Origin of the sequence: Microbispora cellulosiformans, from assembly GCF_008728085.1 — a bacterium.
Taxonomy (GTDB): Bacteria; Actinomycetota; Actinomycetes; order Streptosporangiales; family Streptosporangiaceae; genus Microbispora; species Microbispora amethystogenes.
In genome coordinates this window covers 70,913-97,178 of record NZ_VYTZ01000005.1, presented here as the reverse complement: position 1 = coordinate 97,178, position 26,266 = coordinate 70,913, and the positions used below count along the sequence as shown (strand labels likewise).

Sequence of the window (26,266 nt, the reverse complement as noted above, 5' to 3'; positions counted from 1 at the left end):
GAAGAGGCCCGCGGTTTCGGACCACATCTTCTCCGCAGCAGTATTTTCACCTCTCGTTTCGAGCGGACTTTCGGTCCGCGCCGAAAATCTCGGCCATTGACCGTTCCCGGCGGCGGTGATGAATTCGCGTGGCGAGAGTGAGGCGGGAGAAGGGGATTGCACATGTTCGCTGCGAAAACGGCCCGGCGGGCGCTGGCGCTCGGATCGGCGCTGGTCACGACCGGGGTGCTGGCTCTGGTGGCCGCGCCACAACCGGCCATGGCGTCCGGCATCACGGTGCAGGTGACGGTCGACTGCCTCAACGTGAACTTCTTCGGCGACACCTCCGACTGGTACGCCACCGACCTGCGGTTCGGCGGCGCGTCGGTGCCCTACAGCAGCGCGACCGCCATTCCGGCCACACACTCGTGGCAGTTCACCCAGACGGTGCCCAGCGGGACGACGGCCGTCGGCGCCGGCGGCATCTGCAGCGGCGGACACCAGTACGACTTCTTCGGCTCCACCGGCTATGCCAGCATCCCCGCGGGCACGACCACCGTCATCGGCACCTGGGCCTGCACCACCGCCCCGGTCTACCCCGGGCCGTGGCAGACCAACTGCTACGTGCAGTCCGTCTCCTACAGCTGAGCTCGTACGGCCGGCCCTCCTCTCGTACGGTGAAGCGGGAGGAGGGCCGGCCGGCATGGACGAGGAGATCCTGGTAGGGGGCGTCAACCGGGTCGTCAGGATCGGCGGCACCGTGCGCCGCCCGGCCCGCCGGTGGACGCCGGCGGTTCACGCATTGCTGGAGCACCTGGCGGCGGCCGGGTTCGCGGGGGCGCCGAGAGCGCACGGGATGGACGGCGTGGGCCGGGAGGTGCTCGACTTCCTGCCGGGCCGGGTGCCCGACTGTCCCCTGCCGCCGTACGCGGCGTCGGAGAAGGCGCTGGCGGACGTCGGCGAGCTGCTGCGTAACTATCACGACGCGACCGGGGGCTTCGAGCCTCCGGAGGGCGCGGAGTGGTACTTCTCCCCGCGTACTCCGGCCGAGGTGGTGTGCCACGGCGACGTGGCGCCCTACAACTGCGTCTTCCGTGATGGGCGTCCGGTGGCCTTCATCGACTTCGACACCGCGCATCCGGGCCCCCGGGTGTGGGATGTGGCGTACGCTGCCTACCGCTTCGTGCCGTTGCACGATCCCGGTCGTGACCCGGGTGCCCCGCCGGCGGCGGAACAGGCGCGGCGGATGGGTCTTTTCGCCGGCGCGTACGGGCTCGGCGCGGGTGATCGGGAGGCGCTGGTCGCCACCGCGTCGGCCCGGCTGGAGCACCTGGTGAACCACATGCGTGAACGGGCACGGGCGGGTGACGAGGCCTTCGCCGCCCACCTGGCGCGCGGCGACGACACGCTCTACCTCACCGATATGGCCCACATCGCCCGCCATGACGCGCTCTTCCGCGCGGCGGTGATCTGTACCTGAATTACCGGTTGGGGCCACCGTCGCACCGACGCGCGTTTTACGATCACCACATGCCTAACCTGGGTCCGATGGAGTTCGTTCTCCTCGGCGTCATCGTGATCGTGCTGCTCGGTTTCTTCGTCGTCTTCGCCGCCGTGCGGGCCGGTGCGCGGCCCGCGGGTCCGCTCGCCTGGCGCAGTCCCGGCTTGGCGCCGCCGGTCTCGGCCGCTCTGCTGCAGCGCGTACGGGAGTTGTACGCGGAGAACAAGAAGATCGAGGCGATCAAGCTGATCCGCGAGGAGACCGGGCTGGGGCTGAAGGAGGCGAAGGACCTGGCCGACGGGATCGGCGCGGGCCGGCCGCTGCCCGTGGCCACGGCGCGTCACGGGTACGACCTGGCCACGCGGGCGCGGGAGCTGAAGGAGGCGGGCCAGGTGGAGCAGGCGGTGTTCCTGGTGCGTGGCGAGACGGGCATGAGCCAGAGCGAGGCGGAGCGGTTCGTCGACGCGCTCGGCGTGGAGTAGAAACGGAGCCTGCTCCGGGATGCTGGCCGCGCGGTTCCGCACCGGTTCCGCACCGGTTCCGGGCCGGATGATTGTTGTCGGTCCCGGGCGGTACGGTGTCGATCATGCTGCCCCCGCAGGTGAACCGGCTGACCGTGCAGGAGGCCGCGGACCGTTATGTGGAGCTGGTCCGGGCCAAGACCGTGACCGGGGCGCTGTCACCCGCGACCGCCGAGGTGTACGCGCGGGACGTGGCCACGTTCGTACGGCTGGCGGGCGACGCCCGGGTGCTGGACGACCTGACCGGTGAGGACGTCGACGCGGTGCTGCTGGCGTTCGCGCGCAAGCCGGACGAGCGCCTGCGCGGGCGCGGTGAGGACGGCACGGCCGACGAGGGCGCGGCGAGCGACGGTGCCTCTCGTGGAGGTCGGGCGCGCGGGCCGGCGGCGCGGGGTGGTCCGGGGCAGAGCGCGGCGTCGCAGGCGAGGTTCCGCCGGTCGGTGTCGGCGTTGTTCCGGCACGCCGCGTCGGCGGGGTGGGTGCATCTGGACCCGATGGCCGCCTCGTCGGTGCGGGCACGGGAGCGGGGCGGGCTGCGGCCGGAACGCCGGGCGCTGACCCGGGAGCAGGCCGAGGGCCTGATCGAGGCGGCCCGCTCCCCCGCCCCGCCGCCTGAGCCGGGCGGCCCGGGCGGGCGCCGCCGCCGGGCCGACCAGCGGACGGAGGTGCGGGACGCGCTGGTGGTGATGCTGCTGGCCGCGCTGGGGCCGCGGGTGTCGGAGCTGGTGCGGGCGAACGTGGAGGATTTCTACACCAACGACGGAATGCGCTACTGGCGGATCTTCGGCAAGGGCGGGCGTACCCGCGACGTGCCGCTCCCCCGTGACGTGGCCGCCGCGCTGGACGCGTACCTCGCGGTGCGCGTGGCCGGGGACGGCGAGAAGGCGCTGCTGCTGTCGTGGCGGGGCAGACGGCTGGCCCGGGGCGACGTGCAGGCGGTGATCGACCGGGTGCGGCAGCGGGTGGAGCCCGGGCGGAGCCGGGAGGTGACGCCGCACGGGCTGCGGCACACGACGGCGACGCACCTGCTGGCCGACGGCACGGACATGGACGCGGTGCGGCGGGTGCTGGGGCACAGCGACCTGTCGACGCTCGGCCGTTACCGCGACGATCTGCCCGGCGAGCTGGAGGTGGCGATGGGGTCGCACCCGCTGCTGCGGCGCCGTGGCGGCGGCAGGGACGGGCAGACCGCGCCCGGCGGGGAGAGCGGTCCCGGGGAGGGTTGATCCCCGGGCCGCCGCAGGTGCGCCGGCCGCGTGCCTGCCGGCCAGGGTCAGCTCAGGCGGGTCAGCTCACGGGGTTCCAGCCGTCGGAACCGGCCAGGTACTTCTGCGGGGTGTAGTTGGCGGCCTGCGCGTCGCTCAGCTGCGGGCGGTTGGCGTTGACCGTGGCCCCGGCGCCGGTGTTCCGGTATTCGAAGAAACGAGCGTTCTTCCATGAGTTGCCCGACATGTCGGTCCAGGGCTGAGAGGTCTTGATGGTCGAACTGAGGGTGGACTCCCGGTAGAGCACCTGGGCGTTGGGACCCCAGGGCCGTCCCAGCTGGGTGGTGTCGCCGGTCGCGCCGCTGATCCGGGACTTGTAGATGAGGAACCCGTACGGCTTGGCGGCGTCGGTCCTGGCCGCGGTGATGGGGGCGCCGCTGCTGCGCTTCTCGTAGATGTCGCAGTCGTGCAGCACTGCGGTGCCGTCGCCGAAGACGAAGTCGACCGTGCCCTCGATGTAGGAGCTTCTGACGTACGCGCGGGCGGAGGCGTTGATCAGGAAGGTGTCCTGGTCACCCAGCAGCCGTACGTTCGACAGGATCGCCCGGTCGGCGTTGAGGTTCAGCGCGACGGCCTGCTGGTTGACGGTGGAGCCGTCCTCGACGTAGTCGTTGGAGACCGTCAGGTTGGTGAGGGCGGAGTCGTGGCCGTTGACGAACGCGGTGGCGCTGTTGAACGTGCCGTACGCGCCGGCCGCGTGGTTGTTGACGATCAGGACGTCCCTGGCCGAGGAGCCGAGGCCCTGCAGGGTGATGTACGGCTTGTTCGCCGGGATGGTGACGATCTCGCGGTAGGTGCCGGGCTTGATCGTGATGACTTTCCTGCTGGAGTTGCCGGTCGGCACCGCGTCGATCGCTGCCTGCACCGTCCGGTAGGCGCCGGTGCCGTCGGCGGCGACGGTGGGCTTCCCGGTCGTGGGCGTCGCCGTCGGCGTCGCGGAAGGTGTCGCAGAGGGCGTCACCGTGGGAGTCGCCGAGGGTGTCACGGTGGGGGTGACTGTGGGCGTCACCGAGGGGGTGGGTGACGAGGTGGTGGTGGATCCGGTGCAGGTCACGCCGTTGAGCGTGAAAGCCGCCGGCTTGGGGTTGGAACCCGACCACGAGCCGTTGAACCCGATCGAGACGGACGCGCCGGTGGCGATGGCGGCGTTGTAGTCCACGTTCGTGGCCGTGACGTTCTGCCCGCTCTGGCTCCAGGTGGCCGACCAGCCGGTCGTCACCTTCTGACCCGAGCTGGGGAAGGTGAAGGCGAGCGTCCAGCCGTTGACGGCGCTCCCGAGATTCTGCACGGTGACGGCGGCGCTGAAGCCGCCCGGCCACTCGCTGGTGGTGTAGGTGACGGCGCAGCCGGTCGCGGCGGTCGCCGTTCCCGGGACCCCGGCGGCGAGGCCGCCCACGACCAGCGCGGCCGCCAGAGCCGCCGTACCGCCGCGGCGGCCGCTTCGGGAGCCGCTGTGCGGGCCGGGAATCGCCGTCCCGGGCATGGTGTCGGGCATCTGCGCTCCTTCGGGACGGGTCATCGTGGACGGAAAGCCGCTGCTCGCACCATGCGAGCGAAAGCCTCCGCACGGTAAGATCGCCCGGCGGAATAAGTCAACCGTCCAAACTAATCCGGCGGCGTCGCCGCTGCTCGGCCGGGGTCCCGGCCGGAAAGTTTCACCCGCTCTCTTCTGCCCCGGCTCGGGGCCGGGCGGTCACAGAACGGCGGCGAGGCGGTCCGTCAGCAGATGGCGCCATCCCCCGTCCATGATGGATCGGGCCCGCCGCTGCAGTTCGCTGCCGGGATCGAAGCCCTCGTGGGTGAGGAACAGCCGGGTGCCCCTGCCTTCGGGTTCGAGCGTCCAGGTGATCGTCCAGTCGGCGGCGGCGGGGCTGGCGGGGTCGGCGTCGCGCCAGCCGAGGCGGAGCATGCGCTCGGGTTCGAAGGCCAGCACCTCGGCCTGCACGGTGCCGGAGAACCCGGTGCCGGGCATGGCCATGCCGGCCATGGTGTAGCGATGGCCCACGGTGAGGCGGAAGTCTCCCGGCATGAACCACCGGGCGAGCAGCCCGGGGTCGGTCAGGGCCTGCCACACGCGGGCGGGCGGATGCGCCAGGAACTCGTCGAGCCGCAGCACGGCCGGGTCGCCGGTGTCGTTCACGTCGTTCACGTTGTTCATTTCGTCTCCTGGTCTCCGGTACGGCCGAGAGCGGCGGCGTCCCCGGTGCCGTCCCCGATGTCATTCATGTCGTCTGTGCCGTCCATGCCGTCGAGCAGGTCGCGCAGGCCGGTCAGCCTGCCGCGCCAGAACCGCTCGTACGGGTCGAGCCAGTCGCGGACGCGGGCGAGCGGGACGGCCTCCAGACGGTAGAGCCTGCGCCTGCCGTCGCGGCGTTCGCTGACCAGGCCCGCCTCGCGCAGCACGCGGAGGTGCTCGGAGAAGCTGGCCCGGGCCATCGCGAAGCCGGAGGCGAGGTCCTGCACCGGCTGGGGGCCCTGTTCGCGCAGCAGGCGCAGGACCTCGCGCCGCACCGGGCTGGCGAGGGCGGCGAAGATCTCGTCTTCGGTGGGGGCGGCGGGAGTGATGTCCACGCGTTCCATAATACGTAGGAAATATCCTACCTGTCACTGCTCAGGTAGGATATTTCCTACCCCGACACTCCGCAGGCGGTCACTTGACTGCGATCTTCACGCAGCCTTTCACGCTTCCGAAACGCACCGGAAACACATCACCGTGAAGATGGGGACTCGTGATCAGGGCCATTCTGTTCGACCTCGACGAGACCCTCTTCGACCATCGCCGGGCCGTCGCCCACGCCGCGACCCGCTGGATGGAGACGGTCTGCCCCGGCCATGAGCTGCTGCCGGAGGCGCCGGCGCTGTGGCTCGACCTGGAGGACAAGCATCTGCCGGCCTGGCACGCCGGTGAGTGCTCGTTCGCCGAGCAGCGGCGCAGGCGGCTGTGGGAGTTCTGCGACCGGCTGGGCATGCCCGCGCCGGCCGACCCGGACGCGGCCTTCGCCGGGTTCCTCACCCACTACGAGGACGCCTGGGCCGCCTTCCCCGACGTGGCCGCGACACTCGCGGTGCTCGGCGACGGGCTGACACTGGGCGTGCTCAGCAACGGCGATCCCGTGCAGCAGGAGGCCAAGCTGCGGCGCCTCGGGCTGATGGACCGCATGGAGGTCGTCCTGACCCCCGAGACGCTCGGCGCGTTCAAGCCGGCCCCGGAGTGCTACCTGCGGGCGGCGGCGAAGCTGGGGCTGCGGCCCGAGGAAGTGCTGATGGTCGGCGACAACCTGCTGCTGGACGCCGTCGCGCCCGCCCGGGTCGGCATGCACGGCGTCTGGCTCGACCGCTACCGCGCCGAGCCCTCCCCCGCGTTCGCCTCGTCCGGCGAACCGGCCGGCTCCGTGGTGAGGGTCACCACGCTGCGCGATCTGCCCGGCGTGCTGGACGGCCTGAACCCCCGCCTGGCCGACGCCGTCCGCGCCGCCTGAGACAGAGGCGCCTGAGACAGGCGCGCCCGACCCGCTACGGGGCAGATCAATCAAACCAGTTTGATGTACCATGCTCGTCATGGTGTCGTCCGCGCACGCCGTCCCGCCGGCGTTCGTCCGGCTGGCCGCGCACGCGGTGCGGTGGCGGCTGCTGAGCGAGCTCGCGTACGGCGACCTGCGCGTGCGGGAGCTGGTGGCGCTGGTCGGCGAGCCGCAGAACGTGGTCTCCTACCACCTGCGGCTCCTGCGCTCGGACGGGCTGGTCACGGCCCGGCGCAGCAGCCACGACGGCCGTGACAGCTACTACCGCCTTGACCTGGAGCGCTGCGCGGAGACGCTGGCCGCCGCGGGCACCGCCCTGCATCCCGCGCTGCGCCTGGTGCCCGCCCAGCCGGCGGCCCCGGCCGGCGATCCGGTCACGTCCCCTGTGACGTCATCGGTGCTGTTCGTGTGCACCGGCAACAGCGCCCGCTCACCCGTCGCCGAGGCCCTGCTGCGTCACCGCGCCGGCGGCCGCGCCGAGGTGGCCAGCGCGGGCAGCCACCCCAAGCCCCGCACGCACCCCGACGCCGTTCGCGTGCTGCGCCGGGGGTACGGCATCGACATCGCCGACCGGCGGCCCCGGCATCTGGACACGCTGACGGGCCGACGCTTCGACTACGTGATCACTCTGTGCGACAAGGTCCGCGAGGTCTGCCCCGAGCCCGGCGGCCACTCGCAGCGCCTGCACTGGAGCATCCCCGACCCGGCCGCCACCGGCGACGGGACCGGCCAGGCCGGTTATCCGGCGTTCGAACGCGCCGCCGCCGAGATCGACACCCGCATCCGCTACCTGCTCCCCGTCCTCACCCACCCTCCACGACCCTGACCGAGGAGGCACAGCCATGACATCACCCGACCGGTTCGCCGGCGTCCGCTACATCGTCGACGACGTGCAGGCGGCCGTCGACTTCTACACGACGCATCTGGGATTCACCCTGCGGGCCGCCGCCGCGCCCGCCTTCGCCGACGTCGTACGCGGGCCGCTGCGGCTGCTGCTGTCCGGCCCCGCCAGTTCCGGCGCCCGCGCCACCCCGGACGACGCGGGGGCCGCCGGCCGCAACCGGGTCCACCTGATCGTCGACGACCTGGACACCGAGGTCGCCCGGCTGCGGGCCGCGGGCCTGCCGTTCCGGAGCGACGTGGTCACCGGTCCCGGCGGGCGGCAGATCCTGCTCGCCGACCCGGCCGGCAACCTGGTCGAACTGTTCCAGCCAGCCTGAGGCCGGGCTCAGCGGCGGAGCGCGGCGACGCCGAGGCCGCGGCGGGCGAAACCCAGCCGTTCGTAGACGGCGATCGCGGGGGCGTTCCAGTCGTCGACCATCAGCGCCCCCGCGCCGTCGCGGATCCCGGCCCACCGGCGCACACCCGGCAGGCCCGGCACGGCGTACGAGTGGGGGTGGGCGGCGGCGAGCAGGGCGGCCACCTCCGGATCGTCGGCGGGTTCCAGCCACCCGGCCTCCGCCCCGATCGACCATGCGCCCGCCGACGCCCCCTGCGCCGGGTCCGGGGCGCCCGCACGCGGCCGGGCGAGCTTCTCGGCCGTCATCCAGGTGAAGTGACCCGCGAGCTCCAGTTCCGGCGCGGCGCGGACCACTTCCTCCAGGAGGGCGGCCTCGCCGAGCGGCCGGAACGACGGGCCGGCCTCGGCCAGGGCGTGTCGCAGGAGCGGGACGACCCTGGCCGGCTCACCCCTGACCACGAGGCGGTCGCGCCGCGCCAGCGCCGGGCTCGCCACCGCCACCGCCTCGCCGTACGCCCAGGCGCGGACGCCGGGCCGCATGCCCTGCGCCGCCCACATGACGAGGTCGTCGTCGCCGGAGGCGGCGGCGACCTCGGTCTCACCGGCCAGGGGGCTCACCGATGGGATCGGCCGCACCGGCGTCCCTACAGGATCGCGCCGGGGGTGTAGGCGGCGGCGCCGGGATGGCGCGCGGTGATCTCCCCGGCCCGGGCGACGACCGCCGCGACCTGACCGGCGGCGGCTCCGGCGAAGGTCGACCGGTCGGCGAGCAGCGCGTCGAGGTCGGCGCGGCCGAGCGGGAAGCGCTCGTCGGCGGCGAGGCGGTCGAGCAGTTCGTTGCCGGCGCCGCGCGAGCGCATGGCCAGCGCCGCGGCGACGGCGTGCTCCTTGATGATCTCGTGGGCGGTCTCGCGGCCCACCCCGGCCCGTACGGCGGCCATGAGCATCTTGGTCGTGGCGAGGAACGGCAGGTAGCGGCCCAGCTCGGCCTCGATGACGGCGGGGAACGCGCCGAACTCGTCCAGCACGGTCAGCATGGTCTCGGCCAGGCCGTCGAAGGCGAAGAACGCGTCGGGCAGCGCGACCCGGCGCACGACCGAGCAGGACACGTCGCCTTCGTTCCACTGGTCTCCGGCGAGTTCCCCGGCCATCGAGGCGTAGCCGCGCAGGACCACGGTGAGGCCGTTGACGCGTTCGCAGGAGCGGGTGTTCATCTTGTGCGGCATCGCCGAAGAGCCGACCTGGCCCTCCTTGAAGCCCTCGGTGACGAGTTCGTGCCCGGCCATCAGGCGGATCGTCTTGGCCAGGGAGGAGGGGGCGGCGGCCAGCTGCACCAGGGTGGTCAGCACGTCGTAGTCGAGCGAGCGGGGATAGACCTGCCCGACGCTGGTGAAGCGGCGGGGGAAGCCGAGGTGCGCGGCGACGCGGTCCTCCAGCGCGGCCAGCCGGTCCTCGCCGCCGAGCAGGTCGAGCATGTCCTGCGCGGTGCCGACGGGGCCCTTGACACCGCGCAGGGGGTAGCGCTCGAGCAGGTTCTCCAGCCGTTCGTAGGCGACGATCAGTTCGTCGGCGGCGGTGGCGAAGCGCTTGCCGAGGGTGGTGGCCTGCGCGGCGACGTTGTGCGAACGGCCGGCCATGACGGTGGCGGCGTGCTCGGCGGACAGGCGGGCCAGGCGGGCCAGCAGCGCCACGACCCGGTCGCGCACCAGCAGCAGGCTGTCGCGGATCTGCAGCTGCTCGACGTTCTCGGTCAGGTCGCGGGAGGTCATGCCCTTGTGGACGTGCTCGTGCCCGGCGAGGGCGTTGAACTCCTCGATGCGGGCCTTCACGTCATGCCGGGTGATCTTCTCCCGGTCGGCGATGGAGGCGAGGTCGACCTGCTCGGCGATCTTCTCGTAGTCGGCGATCGCCTGTTCGGGGACGTCGATCCCGAGGTCGGCCTGTGCCTTGAGGACGGCCAGCCAGAGCCGGCGCTCCAGCACCACCTTGTGCTCGGGTGACCACAGGCGGGCCAGTTCCGGCGAGGCGTAACGGGAGGCGAGGACATTCGGGATACGCGGCTTGGCACTCACGTTGGCCCAGTCTATTGAGGGCCGCCGCCCGCCGGACGCGGGAGGACCCCGGGACGGTCGTCGCGGGGACCGTCCCGGGGTCCTCCCTTCCTCCATGCTGCCCTCACGGCGCCGTCACAGGCACCTCATCGGGCGGGTTCGAGGGCCTCCTCGTCGTACACCGTGACCTCGCCGTCGTCGCCCCCGGGCCGGGCGGGAGCGCGGCGCATGCGCTCCTTCAGGCGTTCGACGATGACGTAGAGGGCGGGCACCAGGACCAGCGTGAGCAGCGTCGAGGACAGCAGGCCGCCGATCACGACGATGGCCAGCGGCTGGGAGATGAACCCGCCCGACCCCGTCGCGCCCAGCGCCATCGGGGTGAGCGCGCAGATCGTCGCGATCGCGGTCATCAGGATGGGACGCAGGCGGCGCCGGCCGCCCTCGATGACCGCCTCGGTCACGCCGAGCCCCTGCTCGCGATACTGGTTGATCAGGTCGATCAGCACGATGGCGTTGGTGACGACGATGCCGATCAGCATCAGCATGCCGATCAGGGCGGGCACGCCGAGCGCGGTGTCGGTGACCAGCAGCAGTCCGATGGCGCCGGTCGCCGCGAACGGGATCGACACCAGCAGGATCAGCGGCTGCACGAGGCTGCGGAACGTCGCCACCATGATCATGAAGACGATCGCGATGGCGATCAGTATCGCCATGCCGAGGTCGGCGAACGCCTCCTGCTGGTCGGAGCTCGCGCCGCCGATCTTGTACGTCACCCCGGCGGGCAGCGTCAGGGTCTTCAGCTTGTCGGTGACCTTGGCGGTGATCGCGCCCAGGTTGGAGGCGTCGGCCGCGCCCGACACGGTCGCGGTGCGGTCGCCGTCCTGGCGGGTGATCTGGGTCGGCCCGTCGGCCTTGACGACGTCGGCGACGTCGGACAGCTTCACCAGGCCGGTCGCAGTGGGAAGGGTGAGCTTCTCGATCGCGGCGAGGTCGTCGGGGGCGTCGCCGGACCCGCGCAGGATCACGTCGCTGGAGCGGCCGTCCACGTCGATCGAGCCGACCGGCGCGCCGCGGAACGCCTGCGCGACCAGTTGCCCGATGCCGGCCTCGGTCAGGCCGCGGGCGGCGGCCTTCTCGCGGTCCACGTGCACCTCGACCCGGGGGATGCTGTCCTCGAGGTTGGAGGTGACGTCCCGCAGACCGCCGATGCCGGCCATGGCGTCGCGGACCGAGGCGGCGGCCGTCTTCAGCGCGTCCTGGTCGGGCCCCTGCACGATGACCTGCACCTGGTCGGAGTTGAACCCGCCCCCGCCGCCGTTGCCGCCGACGGTGACGTCGCCGATGCCGCTCAGGCCCTTCAGCCGCTCACGCAGCCGCTCCTCCAGGACGGGCGTGTCCACGCCCTCCTGCAGGGTGACGGAGTAGGAGGCGCGGTCGGAGGCGCCGCCCAGCCCGCCGAGGAAGCGGTTGCCGCCGCCGACCGTCACCTGGTAGGACTTCACGTCCTTCGTGTCGGCGGCCAGCACCTCCTCGATCTTCTTGGCGGCCGTGTCGGTGGTCGCGAGGTCGGTCCCGGCCGGCATCCGCTGGCTGATCTGCAGGGTGTCGTTGCCGGAGGAGTCGAGGAAGTTGGTCTTCAGCTTGGGCGCCAGCGCCATCGTCGCGGCGAACACGACGACGCCGATGAGCATCGTCACCAGGCGCCGCCGGGTCGCGAAGCGCAGCACCGGCAGGTAGATCCGCTGCAGCGGGCTGCGCAGTTCCCTGCGCTCGGCGTCCTCGCGTACGGCCTGCGCCTCCTGCGGGGTGAGCTTCGGCGCCTTGAGGAACCAGTACGCCAGGACCGGGATGACGGTCAGCGCGACCAGCAGCGACGCCAGCAGCGCCACGGTGACCGTGATGGCGAAGGAGCTGAATAGCTCCCCGACCAGACCGCCGACGAAGCCGATCGGCAGGAACACCGCGACCGTGGTCAGCGTGGAGGCGGTGACCGCGCCGGACACCTCGCGTACGGCCGTCAGGACCGCACTCCGTTTCTCCTCGCCGTAGGCGAGATGGCGCTTGATGTTCTCCAGCACCACGATGGAGTCGTCGACGACCCGGCCGACCGCGATCGTCAGCGCGCCCAGCGTGAGCAGGTTGAGCGAGTAGTCGCCCGCCCACAGCGCGATCAGGGCGATCACGACCGACAGCGGGATGGACACCGCCGTGACCAGCGTCGAACGCACCGACAGCAGGAACACCAGGATGACGAGCACGGCAAAGGCCAGGCCCAGCAGGCCCTCGGTGGTGAGGTCCTCGATGGACCTCTCGACGTACGGCGCCTGGTCGAACACGACGTTCAGCTCGGCGCTGTCGCCGAGGGCGCGGGTCAGCCCGGGGAGGGCGTCGTTGACGTCGTGGGAGATCTGCACCGCGTTGCCGTCGGGGACCATGGTGATCGAGACGCCGAGGCTGGGTGAGCCGTTGGTGCGGGTGATGGTGGTCGCGGTGGCGTTTTCAATCTTGATGTCGGCCACGTCGCCCAGCTTGACCGGCTTCGGCGCCCTGGCCGGAGCCGCCGCGCCGCCCGCCGCACCGGCTCCCCCGGCTGTCGCGCCGCGCCCGGCCGGCGCCTGGCCGGGGAGCCCCTGCCCCCCGGCCGCACCGCGCTGGCTCCCACCCGGCTGGCCCGCCGGGGCGCTCGCGGGGGTGAGGTACAGGTTCTCCAGGTCCTTGACCGTACGGACGGGATCGCCGATCTGCACGGTCAGCGACTTGCCGTCCTCGGTCAGCGTGCCGGCCGGGATGGACACCCCGTTGGCCCGCAGGAGGTCGGGAATCGCGGCGGCCGACAGCCCCAGGAAGGTCATCTTGCCGAGATCGGGGGTGATGACGACCTGCTGTTCGCGGGCGCCGCTGACGGTGACGTCGCGCACGCCCTCGATCGACTGCAGCTCCGGCACCATGATGCGCTCGATCTTGTCGGCCATGGCGTGCTCGTCGCCGCCGTCGCCCACGGCGATCGCCATGACCGGGATGTCGTCGGTGCTGCCCGCCACCACCTGGGGGTCGACGTCGGCCGGAAGCTGCGCCTTGATCCGGCTCACGGCCTGCTGCATCTTGCCGGTCATCTGGTCGATGTCGGTGCCGTACTCGTAGGCGACCTGCACCTGCGACATCCCCTCACGGGAGGTGGAGGTGATGTCGGTGACGCCGGCGATGCCCTGGAAGGCGCTCTCGATCGGCTTGGTGACCTGCTCCTCCACGATGTCGGGAGCGGCCCCGGGATAGCTCGCCACCGTGAAGGCCGCCGGGAACTCCAGGGACGGGAAGAGCTGTTGCTTCAGCGAGGGGATCGCGAAGAGGCCGAATCCCGCGAGCACCAGCGCGACCATGATCACTAGTGCGCGGTTGGCAAGGCTCAGCCTGGCCAAGGAGGTCATCCGAACTCCTGACAACGGAGGAAGTGTTTGGCGCAACCCTAACACTTCGCATGGCCCTAACATTTAGCCGGTGTATTAAACGCTGGTAACCTCTCGTGACGAGAGGTGGAACGTGAACGACAGCGCAGCCGAGCGACGCCCCCGCACCGGAACGGGATCCGAGGAGACCCCGTACGCGAGCCGGGAGGAGAGCCCGGAGACGGACCGGACGAGCGGCCCCCGCCCCCAGGCCGGCCGCCCGTACGCCCACGCCCGCGCGGACGAGGCCACCCCCGAGGAGGCCACCGCGGAAGAGGAGACCGAGCGCGGAGAGATCATCACCAGGCTCGCGGATCTCCAGCGTAGCCTGGGCCGCTTCTTCGCGCGCGACCGCTCGATGCCGCTGATGGCCTCCACGTTGACCATGCAGCAGTTCAAGGTCGTCATGCTCCTGTCGTTCGCGGGGCCCACCTCCGGCCAGGAGCTCTCCCGCCACCTCGGCGTCGGCCTGGCGACCGTCACCGGCATCGTCGACCGGGTGGTCGCGCAGGGCCTGGTCACCCGGCACGAGGACCCCCACGACCGCCGCGTACGCCTCGTCGAGCTCACCGAGGCGGGGCGGCGGCTCACCGGCGAGATCATCGAAGCCGGCACGGGCGGCTACGTCCGCCTCCTGCGGCGGCTCGACACCGAGACCCTGCGCACCATGGAAACGGTCATGCGCAAGATCGAGGACGCGATGCGCGACCTGCACGCCGAGGAGACCGTCACCGACGCCGTGAACGGCGTCATCGACGACCTCTCCTCCGGCGCCGCCGCCCACGCCGCCGAGGCCGCCGAGGCCGCGGACGACGCGGCGTCCACCGGAGGACTCCCCCGCCGCGGCTGACCGTCCGCGCGGCCCGTGGGAGTGCGCAGGGGCGGGCGCCGCACCGGGGCGGGCCGCTGCTAGCGTCACCCGATGTGCCGATCCACATCGAAGAGCTCTTCTCCCTGACCGGCCGGGTGGCCCTGGTCACCGGAGGCAGTTCCGGCATCGGATACGCGATGGCGGAGTCCCTCGGGCGGGCGGGGGCGGCCGTGATCCTGGTCGCCCGCCGGGAGAGAGAACTCGCCGAAGCCGCCGCCCGGCTCGACGGCCACGGAGTGCGGGCGGCGACGATCAGCGCCGACCTCGGCGACCGCGCCGCGATCGACCGCGTGTGCGAGCAGGCGCACGGATTCTTCGGCGACGTCGACATCCTCGTCAACGACGCCGCCAACAACATCCGCAGGCCCATGGCCGGCCTCTCCGCCGACGACTACGACCAGACCATCGCCGTCAACCTCACCGCGCCGTTCCTGCTCGGGCAGCACTTCGGGCCCCGGATGGCCGCCCGCGGCTGGGGACGGATCATCAACGTCGGCTCCCAGCAGTCGATCAGCGCCTTCGGCGACAGCGGCGTCTACGGCGTGTCCAAGGCCGCCGTGTGCGGGCTGACCCGTTCGCAGGCCGAGGCGTGGTCCGGCCGCGGAGTCACCGCCAACACGATCGTGCCGGGATTCGTGCTGACTCCGCTCAACGCTGCCGCCCAGGCCGTTCCCGGGCGGGTGGAGGCGATGGCCGCCCGGACCATGAGCGGCCGCAACGGCGTCCCGGGCGACTTCCGCGGCGTGGCCGTGTTCCTCGCCTCCGACGCCGCGTCGTACGTCACGGGCCAGGCCATCTGCGTCGACGGCGGCTTCAGCGTCCACTGACCGGACGGCGGCGCCCGCCGGAGGACCGGTGCCGCCACCGCCGGATACCCCATCCCGGAGACACCGTGGAGCCGCCGTCGCTCGGAGCCGCGACCGATCCGTCACTGGTCCTGGGCGGCAGCACCTGGATACATCGGGTGCTTGGCGACAGAGCACCGTTCCTTGGCTGCTCACCGTAACTAGTGAGGTTCCACGCGGGGTAGGAGGGTCACGTCCCGGCGGAAGACGAGCGACAGCGAACGCCGGGGCAGGAACAGGAAGGCACGCACCGAGATGTCCCGCTACCGCACGCGGAGCCCGCGCGGCGCAACCGTCCCCGCGACAGACCTCGCGCCAGTCACCACGACGGTCCCCGCGAACCGGCGGCCGGTCCTGGCCCCGCGCCCTGCGGCACCGCCCATGGCCGCGCTTCTCGCCACGCTGGCGGCCGTACTTGCCACACCGGCGGCGGGAATCGCCGCCGCGCAGCCGGCCGCCGCGCAGGTCGCCTCGCCCCATCCCCGTACGGCAGTTGCCGCGTTCCACGCCCCCCGCCCCGGCGGTGGCGGCGGGGGTCAGATCATCAGCGGCGGCCAGGCCACCGGCGCGCAGGGCAGGTCGGGTGCGGGCAGGTCCAACCAGAACCTCAACGGCCTGCAGGCTCCCACGTTCGTCATCGGACAGACCCAGCAGGTGATGACCGGTGTCGGCGGGTACGCCGGGCAGGCCCTCGTCTGCGGATCCCGGCCCGCCGTCTGCCTGGCCGGGCAGAACATGCCCACCCACTTCAGGTCCTGACGCCGCCGCCGCGCGCGGCGGCGGGAAAGGGTCAGCGGCGGCGGACCACCCGGTGACCGGCGCCCTCGTGCCACATCTCGATCACCAGCTGCTCCCCCGACTCGTCCACGCGCGTGTGGACCACCTCGGTCACCTCGACCCGGAACAGGTGGGAGTCCTCCTCCGGCGGCACTCCGTACGCCTCACGCGCGGCCGGGTCGGTGACCTCGACGGCCCGCCCGGCCAGCTTGGCCTCGCCGTCCCAGGAGGCAGGATCGCGCTCGTCCGGGTCGACGGAGGGGCCGTGGATCGCCACCCGCGGATCGCGGCGCAGGTCGAGCGCCTTCATCGCCCCCGGCATCGACCCCAGCCACACCTCCCCGTCCTTGAACTCCACCTCGGTGCCGCTGATGCGCGGCGAGCCGTCCCGCCGCAGCGTCGCCATCGTCTTGTGCCTGCCCTTTCCCATGCTCGCCAGCACGCGCGCCGCCAGCGCGGGAATCTCCTTCTCGATCTCCTGCCAGGAAGCCATGCGGCCATCCTGCCGGACCCCACCGACATTCCTCCGGTCCACCGCACAGCGGTGAGACCAGGCGGATGAAAGTTGCACGCCCCGCCTAACTCCCCCGCAGCTCATGACCGCCCACGAGGCGCTCTCCTTGACCGTTCCACACGGCCTCATCACGATCGCACGGCAAGATCCTCCAGAAAAGGGACGTCATGAGCACCCTGCGTACCACCAGGCTGGCCCTCGCGCTCCTCATGGGCGCAGTGGTGGCCGCCCAGACCCTCGCGGGCATCCCCTCCGCCGGCGCCGAGACGGCACCGGTCAACGTCACCGTCAACACGCGCGCGGCTCTGGCCGTCGCGTCCGACACCGCCGTGGGCACCAACCACGCGATATGGGACTCCAACCTCGGAACGAACGAGACCGCGGACCTCCTCAAGGCCGCCGGTGTGAAGATGCTGCGCTACCCCGGCGGGTCGTACGCCGACATCTACCATTGGAAGACCCATACCGCCCCCGGCGGCTACGTCGCCCCCAACACGGACTTCGACACCTTCATCCGCGGCGCGCAGCGCACCGGCGCGCAGCCGATCGTCATCGCCAACTACGGCACCGGCACCGCCGAGGAGGCCGCCGACTGGGTCAAGTACGCCAACGTCACCAAGGGCTACGGCGTCAAATACTGGGAGATCGGCAACGAGAACTACGGCAACGGCCACTACGGCGCCGACTGGGAGGCCGACGACCACGCCGACAAGACCCCGGCCGAGTACGCCAGGAACGTCGTGAAGTACGCCGACGCGATGAAGGCGGTCGATCCAACCGTCAAGATCGGCGCGGTGCTCACCACCCCCGCCAACTGGCCCGACGGCATCGTCGCCGACGGCGACCAGGCCACCTGGAACGACACCGTCCTGTCGATCGCCGCCTCGAAGATCGACTTTGTCGTCCTGCACTGGTATCCCCCGCACACCGACGTCGCCGACGTCCTCACCAAGACCGCGCACATCCCCGACATGATCTCCATGGTCAAGCAGCAGATCGCCAGGCACGCGGGCGCCCGCGCCGGTGACATCGGCATCTCCATGACCGAGATCAACAGCGGGATCGCGTACAACACCCAGCCCGCCGCGCTGTTCGCCGCCGACGCCTACGCGGGCCTCATGGAGCAGGGTCTGTTCACGATCGACTGGTGGAACGTCCACAACGGGATCGGCACCGTCAGCACGGTCGCCGGCCACACCGACTACGGCGACTTCGGCATGCTGTCCAGCGCCGGCTGCACGGGCGACGTCTGCGAACCCCCCTTCAACACGCCCTTCGCGCCCTACCACGCGATCTCCATGGTCAGCGCGTTCGCGCGGCCCGGCGACCAGTTCGTCCGCGCGGCCACCGACGAGCCGCTGGTCGCGGCCCACGCGGTCCGCCGCCCCAACGGCGACCTCGCCGTGCTGCTGGTCAACCGCGACCCCGACAACGAGCGCCAGGTGAAGATCGGCTATGCCGGGTTCGCCCCCGCCGCCGAGGCGCCCACGGTGTCCAGCCTCACCAACGGCGCGACGTCCGTCAGCACCGGCCACGGCGGCACCGCCACCACCCAGGCCCTCCCGCCGTACTCGGTGACCGCGCTGGTGCTGCACCCGGCGGCGGCCGCCACGGGCGCCCCCGGGGCGCCCGGGCAGCCCACCGTCAGCGGCGTCACCGACAAGACCGCCACCATCTCCTGGCCCGCCTCCACACCTGGCGCCGCTCCCGTCGCCAAGTACGAGATCCACCGCCAGAACGGCGCCGTCACCGAGCAGCTCGGCGAGACCTCCGTCACCTCCTACGTGGTGCACAACCTCAACCCCGGCACCCGCTACACGGTCAACGTGATCGCCCGCGACACCGCCGGCCGCGTCTCCTGGGCCTCCGCGCCGCTCACCTTCACCACCGGCTCTCCCGACGAGAGCTCCTGCGCCGTACGCCTGACGGACACCACCGACTGGGCCAGCGGGTTCGTCGGCAACGTCGACATCACCAACACCGGCACCGCCGCCCTCGACGGCTGGACCCTCAACTTCACCTGGCCCACCACGTGGCAGAGCGTCAGCAGCGGATGGAGCGCCAACTGGACGCAGAGCGGGAAGTCGGTGACCGTCACCAGCACACCGGACAACCGCAAGCTCGCCCCCGGCGCCACCACCTCCATCGGCTTCGTCGGCGCCTACAGCGGCCCCAACGTCCTGCCCACCGCCTTCACCCTGAACGGCACCGTCTGCACCACCCGATGACCCGGGCCTCCTGAAGACGAGCACGGCGCGGCGTACCGGCCGGTGAACCCGGTACGCCGCGCCCCGGGCAGGGCCTCAGCGGCTTCAGCCAGGGAGCGGCGTGCCGTTCTCGCCCCGCTCGACGACGGCGTGCTCCGACTCGGCCGGCTCCGCCGCCGCGACGGAGCCGCCGGCCTCGGCCGGAGCCCGAAGCTTCCCGATCGCCGCCTCGTCGTGGCCGAGGGCTCGCCGTAGGCGCGGGCCCACACTCGCAGCGCGCCACCCCCCGCGCGCTCTGCCCGTTCAGGCCCGGGGTTTGCACCAGACGATGCTGTAGCGGAACAGCGGGTGCCGGCGATACCGGGAGCCGGGCAGGATCTCGGCGGCCATCGCCCGCATCTGCGGGTACGTCACCGGCGGCGGCCACACCGTGGGGGACGGATGCTGCCAGTGGCCCTTCGTGACGCGGAGGAAGGTGCCGAGGACGGTGCCGGCCAGGTCGTGCGGCAGGTCACCGGGCAGGGTGCTGCGCGCCAGCCCGACGACGGCCAGGACGCCCCCGGGACGCAGCAGGTCGCGCATGCGGGCCAGCCCGGTCGCGGCGTCCATGTGGTGCAGGGTGGCCACGGACACCACGACGTCGAACGAGGCCGGCGCGAAGGGGTGGGTGAGGAAGTCGCCGAGGATGTAGTCGACGTCGCCGGGCTGCTCACGGGCCTGCTCGATACTGGGCGCGTCAAGATCGATGCCGACGACGCGCGGCACCGTCCGCCGGAGCTCCCGCGCGAGCATGCCCTCGCCGCAGCCCACGTCGAGAGCCCGCTTGGCTCCATCGGGAACCGCCCGCAGGATGCGGGGATGGTAGTGGATGTTGTGGTTCCATCGCCTGCCGCCGTCCGCTGACATGGGCTCATCCTGCCGTGCCGGGCTCCTGCTCCGTGCCGTACAGCCGGGACAGGTCGGCGACGGCCTCGGCCATCAGCGCGCGCAGCTCGGGTGGTTCCAGCACCTCGACCAGGGTGCCCAGGCGCAGCAGCAGCCACCGTGCGTGTGTGAGCGACTCGACCGGCACTGTCAGCCGCGTCCAGCCGCCCGGCTCGGAGTGCCCGTTCGCCAGCGCCTTGTCGGCGACGTCGCCGCCGAGGGTGTACCGGAACAGGTCCTCCCCGCCCGGTGCGAGCCGTACGACCGCCTCGGCGGTGTACATGCGCGCGGCGAACCCCTCGGCGAAGCCGCGCCAGAACTCCGCGAGGTCGAAGTCCGGCGGCCGCTCGAACCGCTCACCAAGGACCTCGGCCTCGATGATCCGGCTCACCCGGTAGGTCCGCACCGTGCCGGAACAGGCCGCGGCCAGGTACCACGAGCCGCCCTTCAGCACCAGGCCGTACGGATGCAGCAGGCGTTCGACCTCGGCCGGCCCCCAGCGGCGGTATCGCATGCGGAGCACCCGTTCCTCCCAGACCGCCTCCGCCACCTCCGTGAGCAACGGCGCCTCGTCGGCGCTGCGGTACCACCCCGGCACGTCGAGGTGGAACCGCTCGCGCATCCGGGCCGCGTGCGACCGCGGCCCGGGCGGCAGCGCGGCCAGCAGCTTCAGCTCCGCCGCCGCCGCGAACTCGCCCAGCCCCAGCTCGGCGGCCGGCCCCGGCAGGCCCGCCAGGAACAGCGAGGACGCCTCCTCCGCGGTCAGCCCGTTCAGGCGGGTGCGGTAGCCGTCGAGCAGCCGGTAGCCGCCCAGCGGCCCGCGGTCGGCGTACACGGGCACTCCGGCGGCGGAAAGCGCCTCGACATCCCGATAGACGGTCCGGACCGACACTTCGAGCTCTTCGGCGAGTTCGGCGGCGGTCACCCTGTTGCGGGTTTGGAGCAACAGAAGTAGGGACAGCAACCGACTGGCGCGCATGTCAACCAATCTGCCACCTTTACAATGTAGATTAACAATCCGGAAGCGGTACGCGGCACCGGGTCGTCAGCGCCGGTCGGTGTGGGTCATCTCCTGTTCACCGGCGACGACCAGGCCGGATTCGTACGCGAAGACGACGGCCTGGGCGCGGTCGCGCAGGTCCAGTTTCGTCAGCAGATTGCTCACGTGACTCTTGACCGTGTGCTCGGAGACCACCAGATCCGCGGCGATCTCGGCGTTGGACCGGCCCCGTGCGAGCAGCCGCAGCGTGTCCGTCTCCCGGTCGGTGAGCTCACCGAGTCGCCGCTGTAGCCGGGGCCGGGCACGTCCACGCCCGACGAACTCGGCGACCAGGCGCCTGGTGATCGCGGGGGCCAGCAGCGACTCCCCCGCGGCCACCAGGCGGACGGCGCGTACGAGGTCGTCCCGGCGAACGTCCTTGAGCAGGAAACCACTGGCCCCGGCGCGCAGGGCGTCGTAGACGTACTCGTCGGCGTCGTACATCGTCAGGACCAGCACCTTCGCGCGGGTCCTGCGGCACACCCGCGCGGTGGCCTCGACGCCGTCCACGCCGGGCATCCGGATGTCCATGAGCACGACGTCCGGCTCCAGTTCGACCGCCTTCGCGACGGCCTCGGCGCCGTCGGCCGCCTCGCCGACCACGGCGATGTCGTCATGGGCGCCGAGGATCATCGCGAAGCCGCCGCGGAACAGGTCCTGGTCGTCGGCGACGAGCACGCGCAGCACGCCGTCAGCCGATCGGCAGTGTCGCGGTGACGGTGAGACCCGGGTTCCCCGGCCGGACGGCGAGCCGGCCGCCGCAGGCCGTGACCCGCTCCCGCATCCCGATCATGCCGTGTCCCTCCCGTAGCTCCCGCCCGCCCCGGCCGTCGTCGGCGACCTCGACGTCCAGGGTGTCACCGGACCAGCGGACCCGTACGCGGACGGTGCTCGCGCCGGCGTGCCGGATCGTGTTGGTCAGCGCCTCCTGGACGATCCGGTACGCCGCGACGTCCACGTCGGAGGGAAGGCGCCGTGGCTCACCCCGCATGTCGGCGGAGACGTCCAGGCCCGCCCTGCGGGCGTTGTCCAGCAGGCCGGGCAGGGCGTCGAGCCCGGGTTGCGGCCCCCGGGCCGGAGCCGGGACACCGGGCCCTTCGCTTCCGCGCAGCGCGCCGAGGATCAGGCGGAGCTGGCCGATCGCGTCCCGCCCCGCCTCCGCGATCGCCTCGAAGACCGCCTCGGCCTTCTCCGGGTGATCGCGCACCACCAGCGGGCCGGTCTCCGCCTGGATCACCATGAGGCCGACCGAGTGGGTCACGATGTCGTGCATGTCGCGGGCGATCCGCGTGCGTTCGCGTGCGACCGCGGCGGCACGTTCCTCGCGGACACGAGCTTCGCGCTCCCGTTCGGCCGCACGGCCGGCCCGCCGGGCTCGTGCGCTCACACCGAGGGCGTACGCGGCGACGATCGCGGTGAGGAGGTAACGGTAGGTCTCCAGATTCTCCTGCGGGACGACGAGCGACACGGCCACGCCGGCGGCGAGCCCCGCGACGCCCCCGGCGCGCCGTGCCCGGGAGAGGTCCGCCGCCGCGAACGTGTAGGTGCATACGAGCACTCCGTAGGGCAGCAGCAGAACCAGAGCCCCGGAGTGCGGCAACGGCTTCACCGCGATCGCCAGGACCGTCGTGGCGCAGCCCACGACCGCCCCGACGGGGAGAATGACGCGCCGCCGCCACAGCACGGGCACCGACATCAGGACGGCGAGCGCCACGGCCCACCACGGCTGCCGGTACGGGACCAGGAGGGGTGTCACCGTCATCACGGTGACGACGGCGGCGATCGCGACGTCGGCCCTTGATGGACTCAGGATGCTCGCCCGCATGACCGGCTCCGGGGTTGTCGGAGAGAACCCGGCAAGACTATGCGCGCGGCCCCCGCCGTCGCCTCCCCCGCTCGGCTGACGGCTGTCTCACTCCTTCGAGTGAGACCCGCTGCCACGACTCTCCGAGCGGTCCCGGTCCCTTCGACCGGGACCCGGACCGCTCCCGCCGGTGATGTGCGTCCAGGCCGGGTCCTGGAGGGTCGGGGCGGCTGAAAAGGAGGCTGCACGATGAATCCACCGATCCGGCGTCTGGCCGTGGCGCTCGCCGCCACGGCGCTGTCGGCGACGCTGTTGCATTTCGGCACCGGGCTCACGCCGGTGCCCTGGCTCACCTGGCTCGCACCGCTGCCGGTGCTCGTCCTCGCCCACCACGCCGGCGCTCGCACCACGTTCCTCGCGGCGTCGGCCGCGTGGCTCGGCGGGGAGACGGCGATGTGGGGCTACTTCCTCGACACGGTGCGGATTCCGCCACCGATGGTCGTGTCGTTGGTCGTCGGGTCGGCGCTGCTGTTCGGTCTGGTCGTCCTGTCGTCCCGGGCGCTGGTGCTGAGGGGACGTCCGCTGACGGCCGCCGCCGTCGTGCCGGCGGCCTGGGTCGCCGTCGAGTACGCGTCCTCTGTCCTGTCGCCGAACGGAGCATGGTGGAGCCTGGCCTACACCCAGGCCGACGTCCTTCCGGTCCTGCAGACCGCCTCGGTCACCGGACCGTGGGGAGTCACGTTCCTGGTCCTCGGACTTCCCGCGGCCGTCGCCGCGTTCTTCGCACCGCGGGCGGCCGGGCGGCTGCGGGTGGCGGTCGTCGCCGCGACCATCCTCGCCCTGGCGCTGGGGTACGGCGCCTGGCGGCTGCGCGCGCCGTACGGGGAAGACTCGGGCTCGGAGAAGGTGGCGCTGCTCGCCATCGATCGGATGAAGGACGGCTGGGTCCCGGTCGCCTCGGCGGAGGGACGTGCCCTCCTCGGGCGGTACACGGCGCGGATCCCGGGCCTCGCCGCACGCGGCGCGCGGGTCGTGGTGATGCCGGAGAAGGTCTTCATCGCCGACGACGCGACGCTGCCCGTCCTGGCGGCGCCGCTGGCGCGGCTCGCCGCCGACCACCACGTCGACATCATCGCCGGGCTGATCCTCAAGCGGTCCGGCGTCCTCCGCAACGCGGCCGTCGACTTCCCCGCCGACGGGAGCCGGCCGGTCGAGTACTTCAAGCACCACCTCATCCCCGGGCTGGAAAGCGACTTCCAACCCGGGGATCGCAAGGCCTTCGTGCCCGGTTCGGGCTCCCGCTGGGGGATCGCGATCTGTTTCGACCTGGACCTGCCCGACCTGGTGCGCGACTACCGCAGGAGCGGCGCCACGGCGCTCTTCGTGCCCGGCTGGGACTTCGGCCGGGACCGCTGGCTGCACGGCAGGATGGCGATCACCCGGGGCGTCGAGACCGGGCTCACCGTGGCGCGTGCGGCGCGGGACGGCGACCTGGTCGTGAGCGACGCCAACGGCCGGATCCGGACCGAGGCGCACAGCGCGGACGCGCCGTTCGTGTCCGTACTCGCCGCGCTGCCCACCCGCTCGGCCGAAACGCCCTACACGAGGTTCGGCGACTGGTTCGCCTGGGCCTGCGCTCTCCTGCTGCTGCTCGCGCTCGCGTCCCTGACCCGCATCCGGGCCGCGGCAGGCGGGCACCCCAGCGGCCGAGGGACCCAGGCCGACGGTGACGACCGGATCATCCGCGTCCGGCCTGCGGCTCGCTGACCCTCACCGTCGCCGCCGCGGGGTCTGAAAGTTTCCTCACCCGGACCCCGGCGGCGGACGAAGACGCAGGCCACCGAACCGGGCCCCCGCCGGACCGTTGCCTCGGACGCGGAAGACGCTTTCGATGATTGACAAGCCGGTATGCGGCCCCCCTCCCCTTCCCGGGAGCACGTGATGCCCAAGCGTCTGTCCGCGGCACTCGCGGCCGTCCTCTGCGCCATAACCGCCGCCGCGGTGCTCGTCGCGACCCGGCCGGCCCCCGCGGGCGCGGCGACCGGCGGATTCGACTTCACCAGGCCGCAGGTCGCCGTCACGGGCCTGCAGACACCCTGGGGGATGGCGTTCCTGCCGGACCGCAGCGCCCTCGTGACCGAACGCGCCACCGCGGACATCTGGCGGGTGTATCCGGGGACCACGCCCACCCGGGTCACCACCATCCAGAACGTGTACACGACGGGCGACGGTGGCCTGCTCGGCATCGCCCTGTCCCCTGCCTTTCTGCAGGACCTGTTCGTCTACGTGTACCTCACCAGCGCCTCCGACAACCGCGTGGTCCGGTTCCGGTGGGGCTCCCCCAACACGCAGCAGGTCGTCCTCAGCGGCATTCCCCGCGGCCAGTCCCGCAACGGCGGGCGGATCGCCTTCGGCCCCGACGGCATGCTGTACGTCGCCACCGGCGACGCCGGCAACCCCAACAACGCGCAGAACGGCACCCTGGGCGGCAAGATCCTGCGTATCAGGCCCGACGGCACGGTGCCCGCGGACAACCCGTTCGCCGGCTCGCCGGTCTACAGCTACGGCCACCGCAATGTGCAGGGCCTCGCCTGGGACACGGGCGGCCGGCTGTACGCCACGGAGTTCGGCGAGGACGCCTGGGACGAGCTCAACGCCATCGTCCCGGGAGGCAACTACGGCTGGCCGTCCTGCCAAGGTGTGTGCGGCGACACACGCTGGCGCGACCCGATCCTGACCTGGCGCCCGGCCGACGCGTCTCCCAGCGGCCTCGCGTACGCCAACGGGACGCTCTTCGCCGCGGCCCTGCGCGGAACGCGGCTGTGGGCGGCGCCGGCCGCGGGCGGCTCTGTGGGCACCCCGGTGGCCGAGCTTCGGGGGATATACGGACGGCTGCGCACCGTGGCCCTCGGTCTGGACGGCTGGCTGTGGGTGACGACAAGCAACTACGACGCCGGCGGGACTCCTGTCCTCGGCGACGACCGGATCATCCGGATCCCGCCCGTCGACGGCGGGCCGCCGGCCTCGCCGCCGGCCTCGCCGCCGGCCGGTCCGCCGCTCTCCCCGTCGGCCGGTCCGTCACCGTCACCGTCACCGTCGCCGTCCGGCGGCTCCTCGCCGTGCCTCTCCCCGTCGCCCAGCCCCTCGCCGTCACCGTCGCCCAGCCCGTCACCGTCGCCGAGCCCTTCCGCGACGCCGTCGGTCAGCCCCTCGCCGTCGGTCAGCCCTTCAGTGACGCCGTCACCAAGCCCCTCGCCGTCGCCATCGCCAAGCGCGTCGCCGTCGCCGTCACCAAGCCCCTCGCCCAGTGCCTCGCCGTGCCCCTCTCCAACGCCCACCCCTTCACCGTCACCAAGCCCCTCGCCGTCACCCAGCCCTTCCGCGACGCCGTCGCCCAGCCCGTCACCGTCGCCCAGCCCGTCACCGTCCGCCGGTACACGCTCGTGCGAAGCGACGATCCGTTTCATCCTGTCGTGGACGGCGGCCTCACGGGGCGAACTGATGGTGCGGAACACGGGAACGCTGCCCATCTCCTCGTGGACCGTCACCTTCAGGGTCCCCAACGGTCTGAGCTACGTGCAGATGTGGAACGGCGGCCCCACCCCGCCGGGAGCCATGGTGACCGTCACCAACCAGCCCTGGAACGGCGCGCTGCCGCCGGGCGCGTGGGTGACGATGGACTTCGCGATCGGCTGGTCCGGCGGCGCTGTCCAGGCGCCGTCGCCCATCACCTGTACGGCCACCTGACCAATCTCGGCAACGCA

General features: G+C 72.2%; 25 protein-coding genes. 13 read left to right on the top strand and 12 right to left on the bottom strand.

The annotated features are described in order from the left end of the window. Positions 1 to 162: 162 nt before the first annotated feature. The 4 genes from F5972_RS14655 (at position 163) to F5972_RS14640 (ending at position 3,227) form a co-directional block, all read left to right on the top strand. A complete protein-coding gene (locus F5972_RS14655) occupies positions 163 to 627 on the top strand; it encodes a hypothetical protein (RefSeq protein ID WP_150934054.1) in 465 nt (154 codons plus the stop codon). A 55-nt stretch (positions 628 to 682) separates the two neighbouring features. Then, entirely contained in the window at positions 683 to 1,459 is a 777-nt protein-coding gene (locus tag F5972_RS14650) for a phosphotransferase enzyme family protein (protein WP_150934053.1), read from the top strand. A 68-nt stretch (positions 1,460 to 1,527) separates the two neighbouring features. Next, entirely contained in the window at positions 1,528 to 1,962 is a 435-nt protein-coding gene (locus F5972_RS14645) for a ribosomal protein L7/L12 (protein ID WP_225311495.1), read from the top strand. A 104-nt stretch (positions 1,963 to 2,066) separates the two neighbouring features. Next, on the top strand, positions 2,067 to 3,227 hold the full coding sequence (locus tag F5972_RS14640) for a tyrosine-type recombinase/integrase (protein WP_150934051.1): 1,161 nt from the start codon (positions 2,067 to 2,069) through the stop codon (positions 3,225 to 3,227). 61 nt (positions 3,228 to 3,288) lie between these two features. Here F5972_RS14640 and F5972_RS14635 read toward each other — a convergent pair whose 3' ends face one another. From F5972_RS14635 to F5972_RS14625, 3 genes are all read right to left on the bottom strand, one after another. Beyond that, positions 3,289 to 4,761 carry a pectinesterase family protein gene (locus tag F5972_RS14635; RefSeq protein ID WP_225311494.1) on the bottom strand — a complete coding sequence of 491 codons (1,473 nt, stop codon included), beginning with the start codon at positions 4,759 to 4,761 and terminating at the stop codon, positions 3,289 to 3,291. 198 nt (positions 4,762 to 4,959) lie between these two features. Beyond that, positions 4,960 to 5,424, bottom strand: coding sequence for an SRPBCC family protein (locus F5972_RS14630; protein ID WP_150934050.1), 465 nt, complete (start codon positions 5,422 to 5,424; stop codon positions 4,960 to 4,962). Further along, the gene (locus tag F5972_RS14625; RefSeq protein WP_225311493.1) at positions 5,421 to 5,837 is read right to left on the bottom strand and encodes an ArsR/SmtB family transcription factor; all 417 of its coding nucleotides are present in this window, start codon (positions 5,835 to 5,837) and stop codon (positions 5,421 to 5,423) included. The genes F5972_RS14630 and F5972_RS14625 overlap by 4 nt, the downstream gene beginning before the upstream one ends. Before the next feature lie 158 nt (positions 5,838 to 5,995). On the opposite strand from F5972_RS14625, the gene F5972_RS14620 reads away from it, so the two are divergent. From F5972_RS14620 to F5972_RS14610, 3 genes are all read left to right on the top strand, one after another. Beyond that, positions 5,996 to 6,745, top strand: coding sequence for an HAD family hydrolase (locus F5972_RS14620; protein WP_150934048.1), 750 nt, complete (start codon positions 5,996 to 5,998; stop codon positions 6,743 to 6,745). Positions 6,746 to 6,824: 79 nt separating this feature from the next. Beyond that, a complete protein-coding gene (locus tag F5972_RS14615; protein WP_150934047.1) occupies positions 6,825 to 7,613 on the top strand; it encodes an arsenate reductase/protein-tyrosine-phosphatase family protein in 789 nt (262 codons plus the stop codon). Between the two features lie 16 nt (positions 7,614 to 7,629). Then, the gene (locus tag F5972_RS14610; protein WP_150934046.1) at positions 7,630 to 8,007 is read left to right on the top strand and encodes a VOC family protein; all 378 of its coding nucleotides are present in this window, start codon (positions 7,630 to 7,632) and stop codon (positions 8,005 to 8,007) included. An 8-nt stretch (positions 8,008 to 8,015) separates the two neighbouring features. Here F5972_RS14610 and F5972_RS14605 read toward each other — a convergent pair whose 3' ends face one another. The 3 genes from F5972_RS14605 to F5972_RS14595 all read right to left on the bottom strand — a co-directional run bounded on the left by F5972_RS14605 (position 8,016) and on the right by F5972_RS14595 (position 13,503). Further along, positions 8,016 to 8,663: a hypothetical protein gene (locus tag F5972_RS14605; RefSeq protein WP_225311492.1), complete on the bottom strand. Its 648-nt coding sequence runs from the start codon at positions 8,661 to 8,663 to the stop codon at positions 8,016 to 8,018. Between the two features lie 8 nt (positions 8,664 to 8,671). Further along, positions 8,672 to 10,099: an adenylosuccinate lyase gene (purB, locus tag F5972_RS14600; protein ID WP_150934045.1), complete on the bottom strand. Its 1,428-nt coding sequence runs from the start codon at positions 10,097 to 10,099 to the stop codon at positions 8,672 to 8,674. A gap of 125 nt (positions 10,100 to 10,224) precedes the next feature. Then, the gene (locus F5972_RS14595) at positions 10,225 to 13,503 is read right to left on the bottom strand and encodes an efflux RND transporter permease subunit (RefSeq protein ID WP_150934044.1); all 3,279 of its coding nucleotides are present in this window, start codon (positions 13,501 to 13,503) and stop codon (positions 10,225 to 10,227) included. A 112-nt stretch (positions 13,504 to 13,615) separates the two neighbouring features. Here F5972_RS14595 and F5972_RS14590 point away from each other — a divergent pair, with 112 nt between their 5' ends. The 3 genes from F5972_RS14590 to F5972_RS14580 all read left to right on the top strand — a co-directional run bounded on the left by F5972_RS14590 (position 13,616) and on the right by F5972_RS14580 (position 15,996). Continuing rightward, complete coding sequence (locus tag F5972_RS14590) at positions 13,616 to 14,371, top strand: MarR family winged helix-turn-helix transcriptional regulator (RefSeq protein WP_225311491.1); 756 nt, start codon at positions 13,616 to 13,618, stop codon at positions 14,369 to 14,371. A gap of 74 nt (positions 14,372 to 14,445) precedes the next feature. Next, positions 14,446 to 15,219, top strand: a complete 774-nt coding sequence (locus F5972_RS14585; RefSeq protein WP_150934043.1) for an SDR family NAD(P)-dependent oxidoreductase — start codon at positions 14,446 to 14,448, stop codon at positions 15,217 to 15,219. A gap of 399 nt (positions 15,220 to 15,618) precedes the next feature. Beyond that, the gene (locus tag F5972_RS14580) at positions 15,619 to 15,996 is read left to right on the top strand and encodes a hypothetical protein (RefSeq protein ID WP_150934042.1); all 378 of its coding nucleotides are present in this window, start codon (positions 15,619 to 15,621) and stop codon (positions 15,994 to 15,996) included. A 31-nt stretch (positions 15,997 to 16,027) separates the two neighbouring features. On the opposite strand, the gene F5972_RS14575 is transcribed toward F5972_RS14580, so the two are convergent. Then, positions 16,028 to 16,507 (bottom strand): pyridoxamine 5'-phosphate oxidase family protein, encoded by a 480-nt coding sequence (locus F5972_RS14575; protein WP_150934041.1) that lies wholly within the window; start codon positions 16,505 to 16,507, stop codon positions 16,028 to 16,030. 188 nt (positions 16,508 to 16,695) lie between these two features. Here F5972_RS14575 and F5972_RS14570 point away from each other — a divergent pair, with 188 nt between their 5' ends. After that, a complete protein-coding gene (locus tag F5972_RS14570) occupies positions 16,696 to 18,756 on the top strand; it encodes a cellulose binding domain-containing protein (RefSeq protein ID WP_225311490.1) in 2,061 nt (686 codons plus the stop codon). A gap of 84 nt (positions 18,757 to 18,840) precedes the next feature. Here the strand turns inward: F5972_RS14570 and F5972_RS37230 are convergent, their stop codons facing one another. From F5972_RS37230 to F5972_RS14550, 5 genes are all read right to left on the bottom strand, one after another. Then, a complete protein-coding gene (locus F5972_RS37230) occupies positions 18,841 to 19,002 on the bottom strand; it encodes a hypothetical protein (RefSeq protein WP_191910125.1) in 162 nt (53 codons plus the stop codon). Positions 19,003 to 19,038: 36 nt separating this feature from the next. Next, positions 19,039 to 19,641, bottom strand: a complete 603-nt coding sequence (locus F5972_RS14565; protein ID WP_150934040.1) for a class I SAM-dependent methyltransferase — start codon at positions 19,639 to 19,641, stop codon at positions 19,039 to 19,041. Positions 19,642 to 19,645: 4 nt separating this feature from the next. After that, a complete protein-coding gene (locus tag F5972_RS14560) occupies positions 19,646 to 20,638 on the bottom strand; it encodes a helix-turn-helix transcriptional regulator (protein ID WP_150934039.1) in 993 nt (330 codons plus the stop codon). A 66-nt stretch (positions 20,639 to 20,704) separates the two neighbouring features. Then, the gene (locus F5972_RS14555) at positions 20,705 to 21,385 is read right to left on the bottom strand and encodes a response regulator (RefSeq protein ID WP_150934038.1); all 681 of its coding nucleotides are present in this window, start codon (positions 21,383 to 21,385) and stop codon (positions 20,705 to 20,707) included. Positions 21,386 to 21,389: 4 nt separating this feature from the next. Continuing rightward, the gene (locus tag F5972_RS14550) at positions 21,390 to 22,523 is read right to left on the bottom strand and encodes a sensor histidine kinase (RefSeq protein WP_191910124.1); all 1,134 of its coding nucleotides are present in this window, start codon (positions 22,521 to 22,523) and stop codon (positions 21,390 to 21,392) included. A gap of 228 nt (positions 22,524 to 22,751) precedes the next feature. Between F5972_RS14550 and F5972_RS14545 the strand changes: the two genes are divergently transcribed. Both F5972_RS14545 and F5972_RS14540 read left to right on the top strand, forming a co-directional pair. Continuing rightward, positions 22,752 to 24,269 carry a nitrilase-related carbon-nitrogen hydrolase gene (locus tag F5972_RS14545; RefSeq protein WP_150934036.1) on the top strand — a complete coding sequence of 506 codons (1,518 nt, stop codon included), beginning with the start codon at positions 22,752 to 22,754 and terminating at the stop codon, positions 24,267 to 24,269. 174 nt (positions 24,270 to 24,443) lie between these two features. Further along, entirely contained in the window at positions 24,444 to 26,249 is a 1,806-nt protein-coding gene (locus tag F5972_RS14540) for a PQQ-dependent sugar dehydrogenase (RefSeq protein ID WP_150934035.1), read from the top strand. Positions 26,250 to 26,266 lie beyond the last annotated feature (17 nt).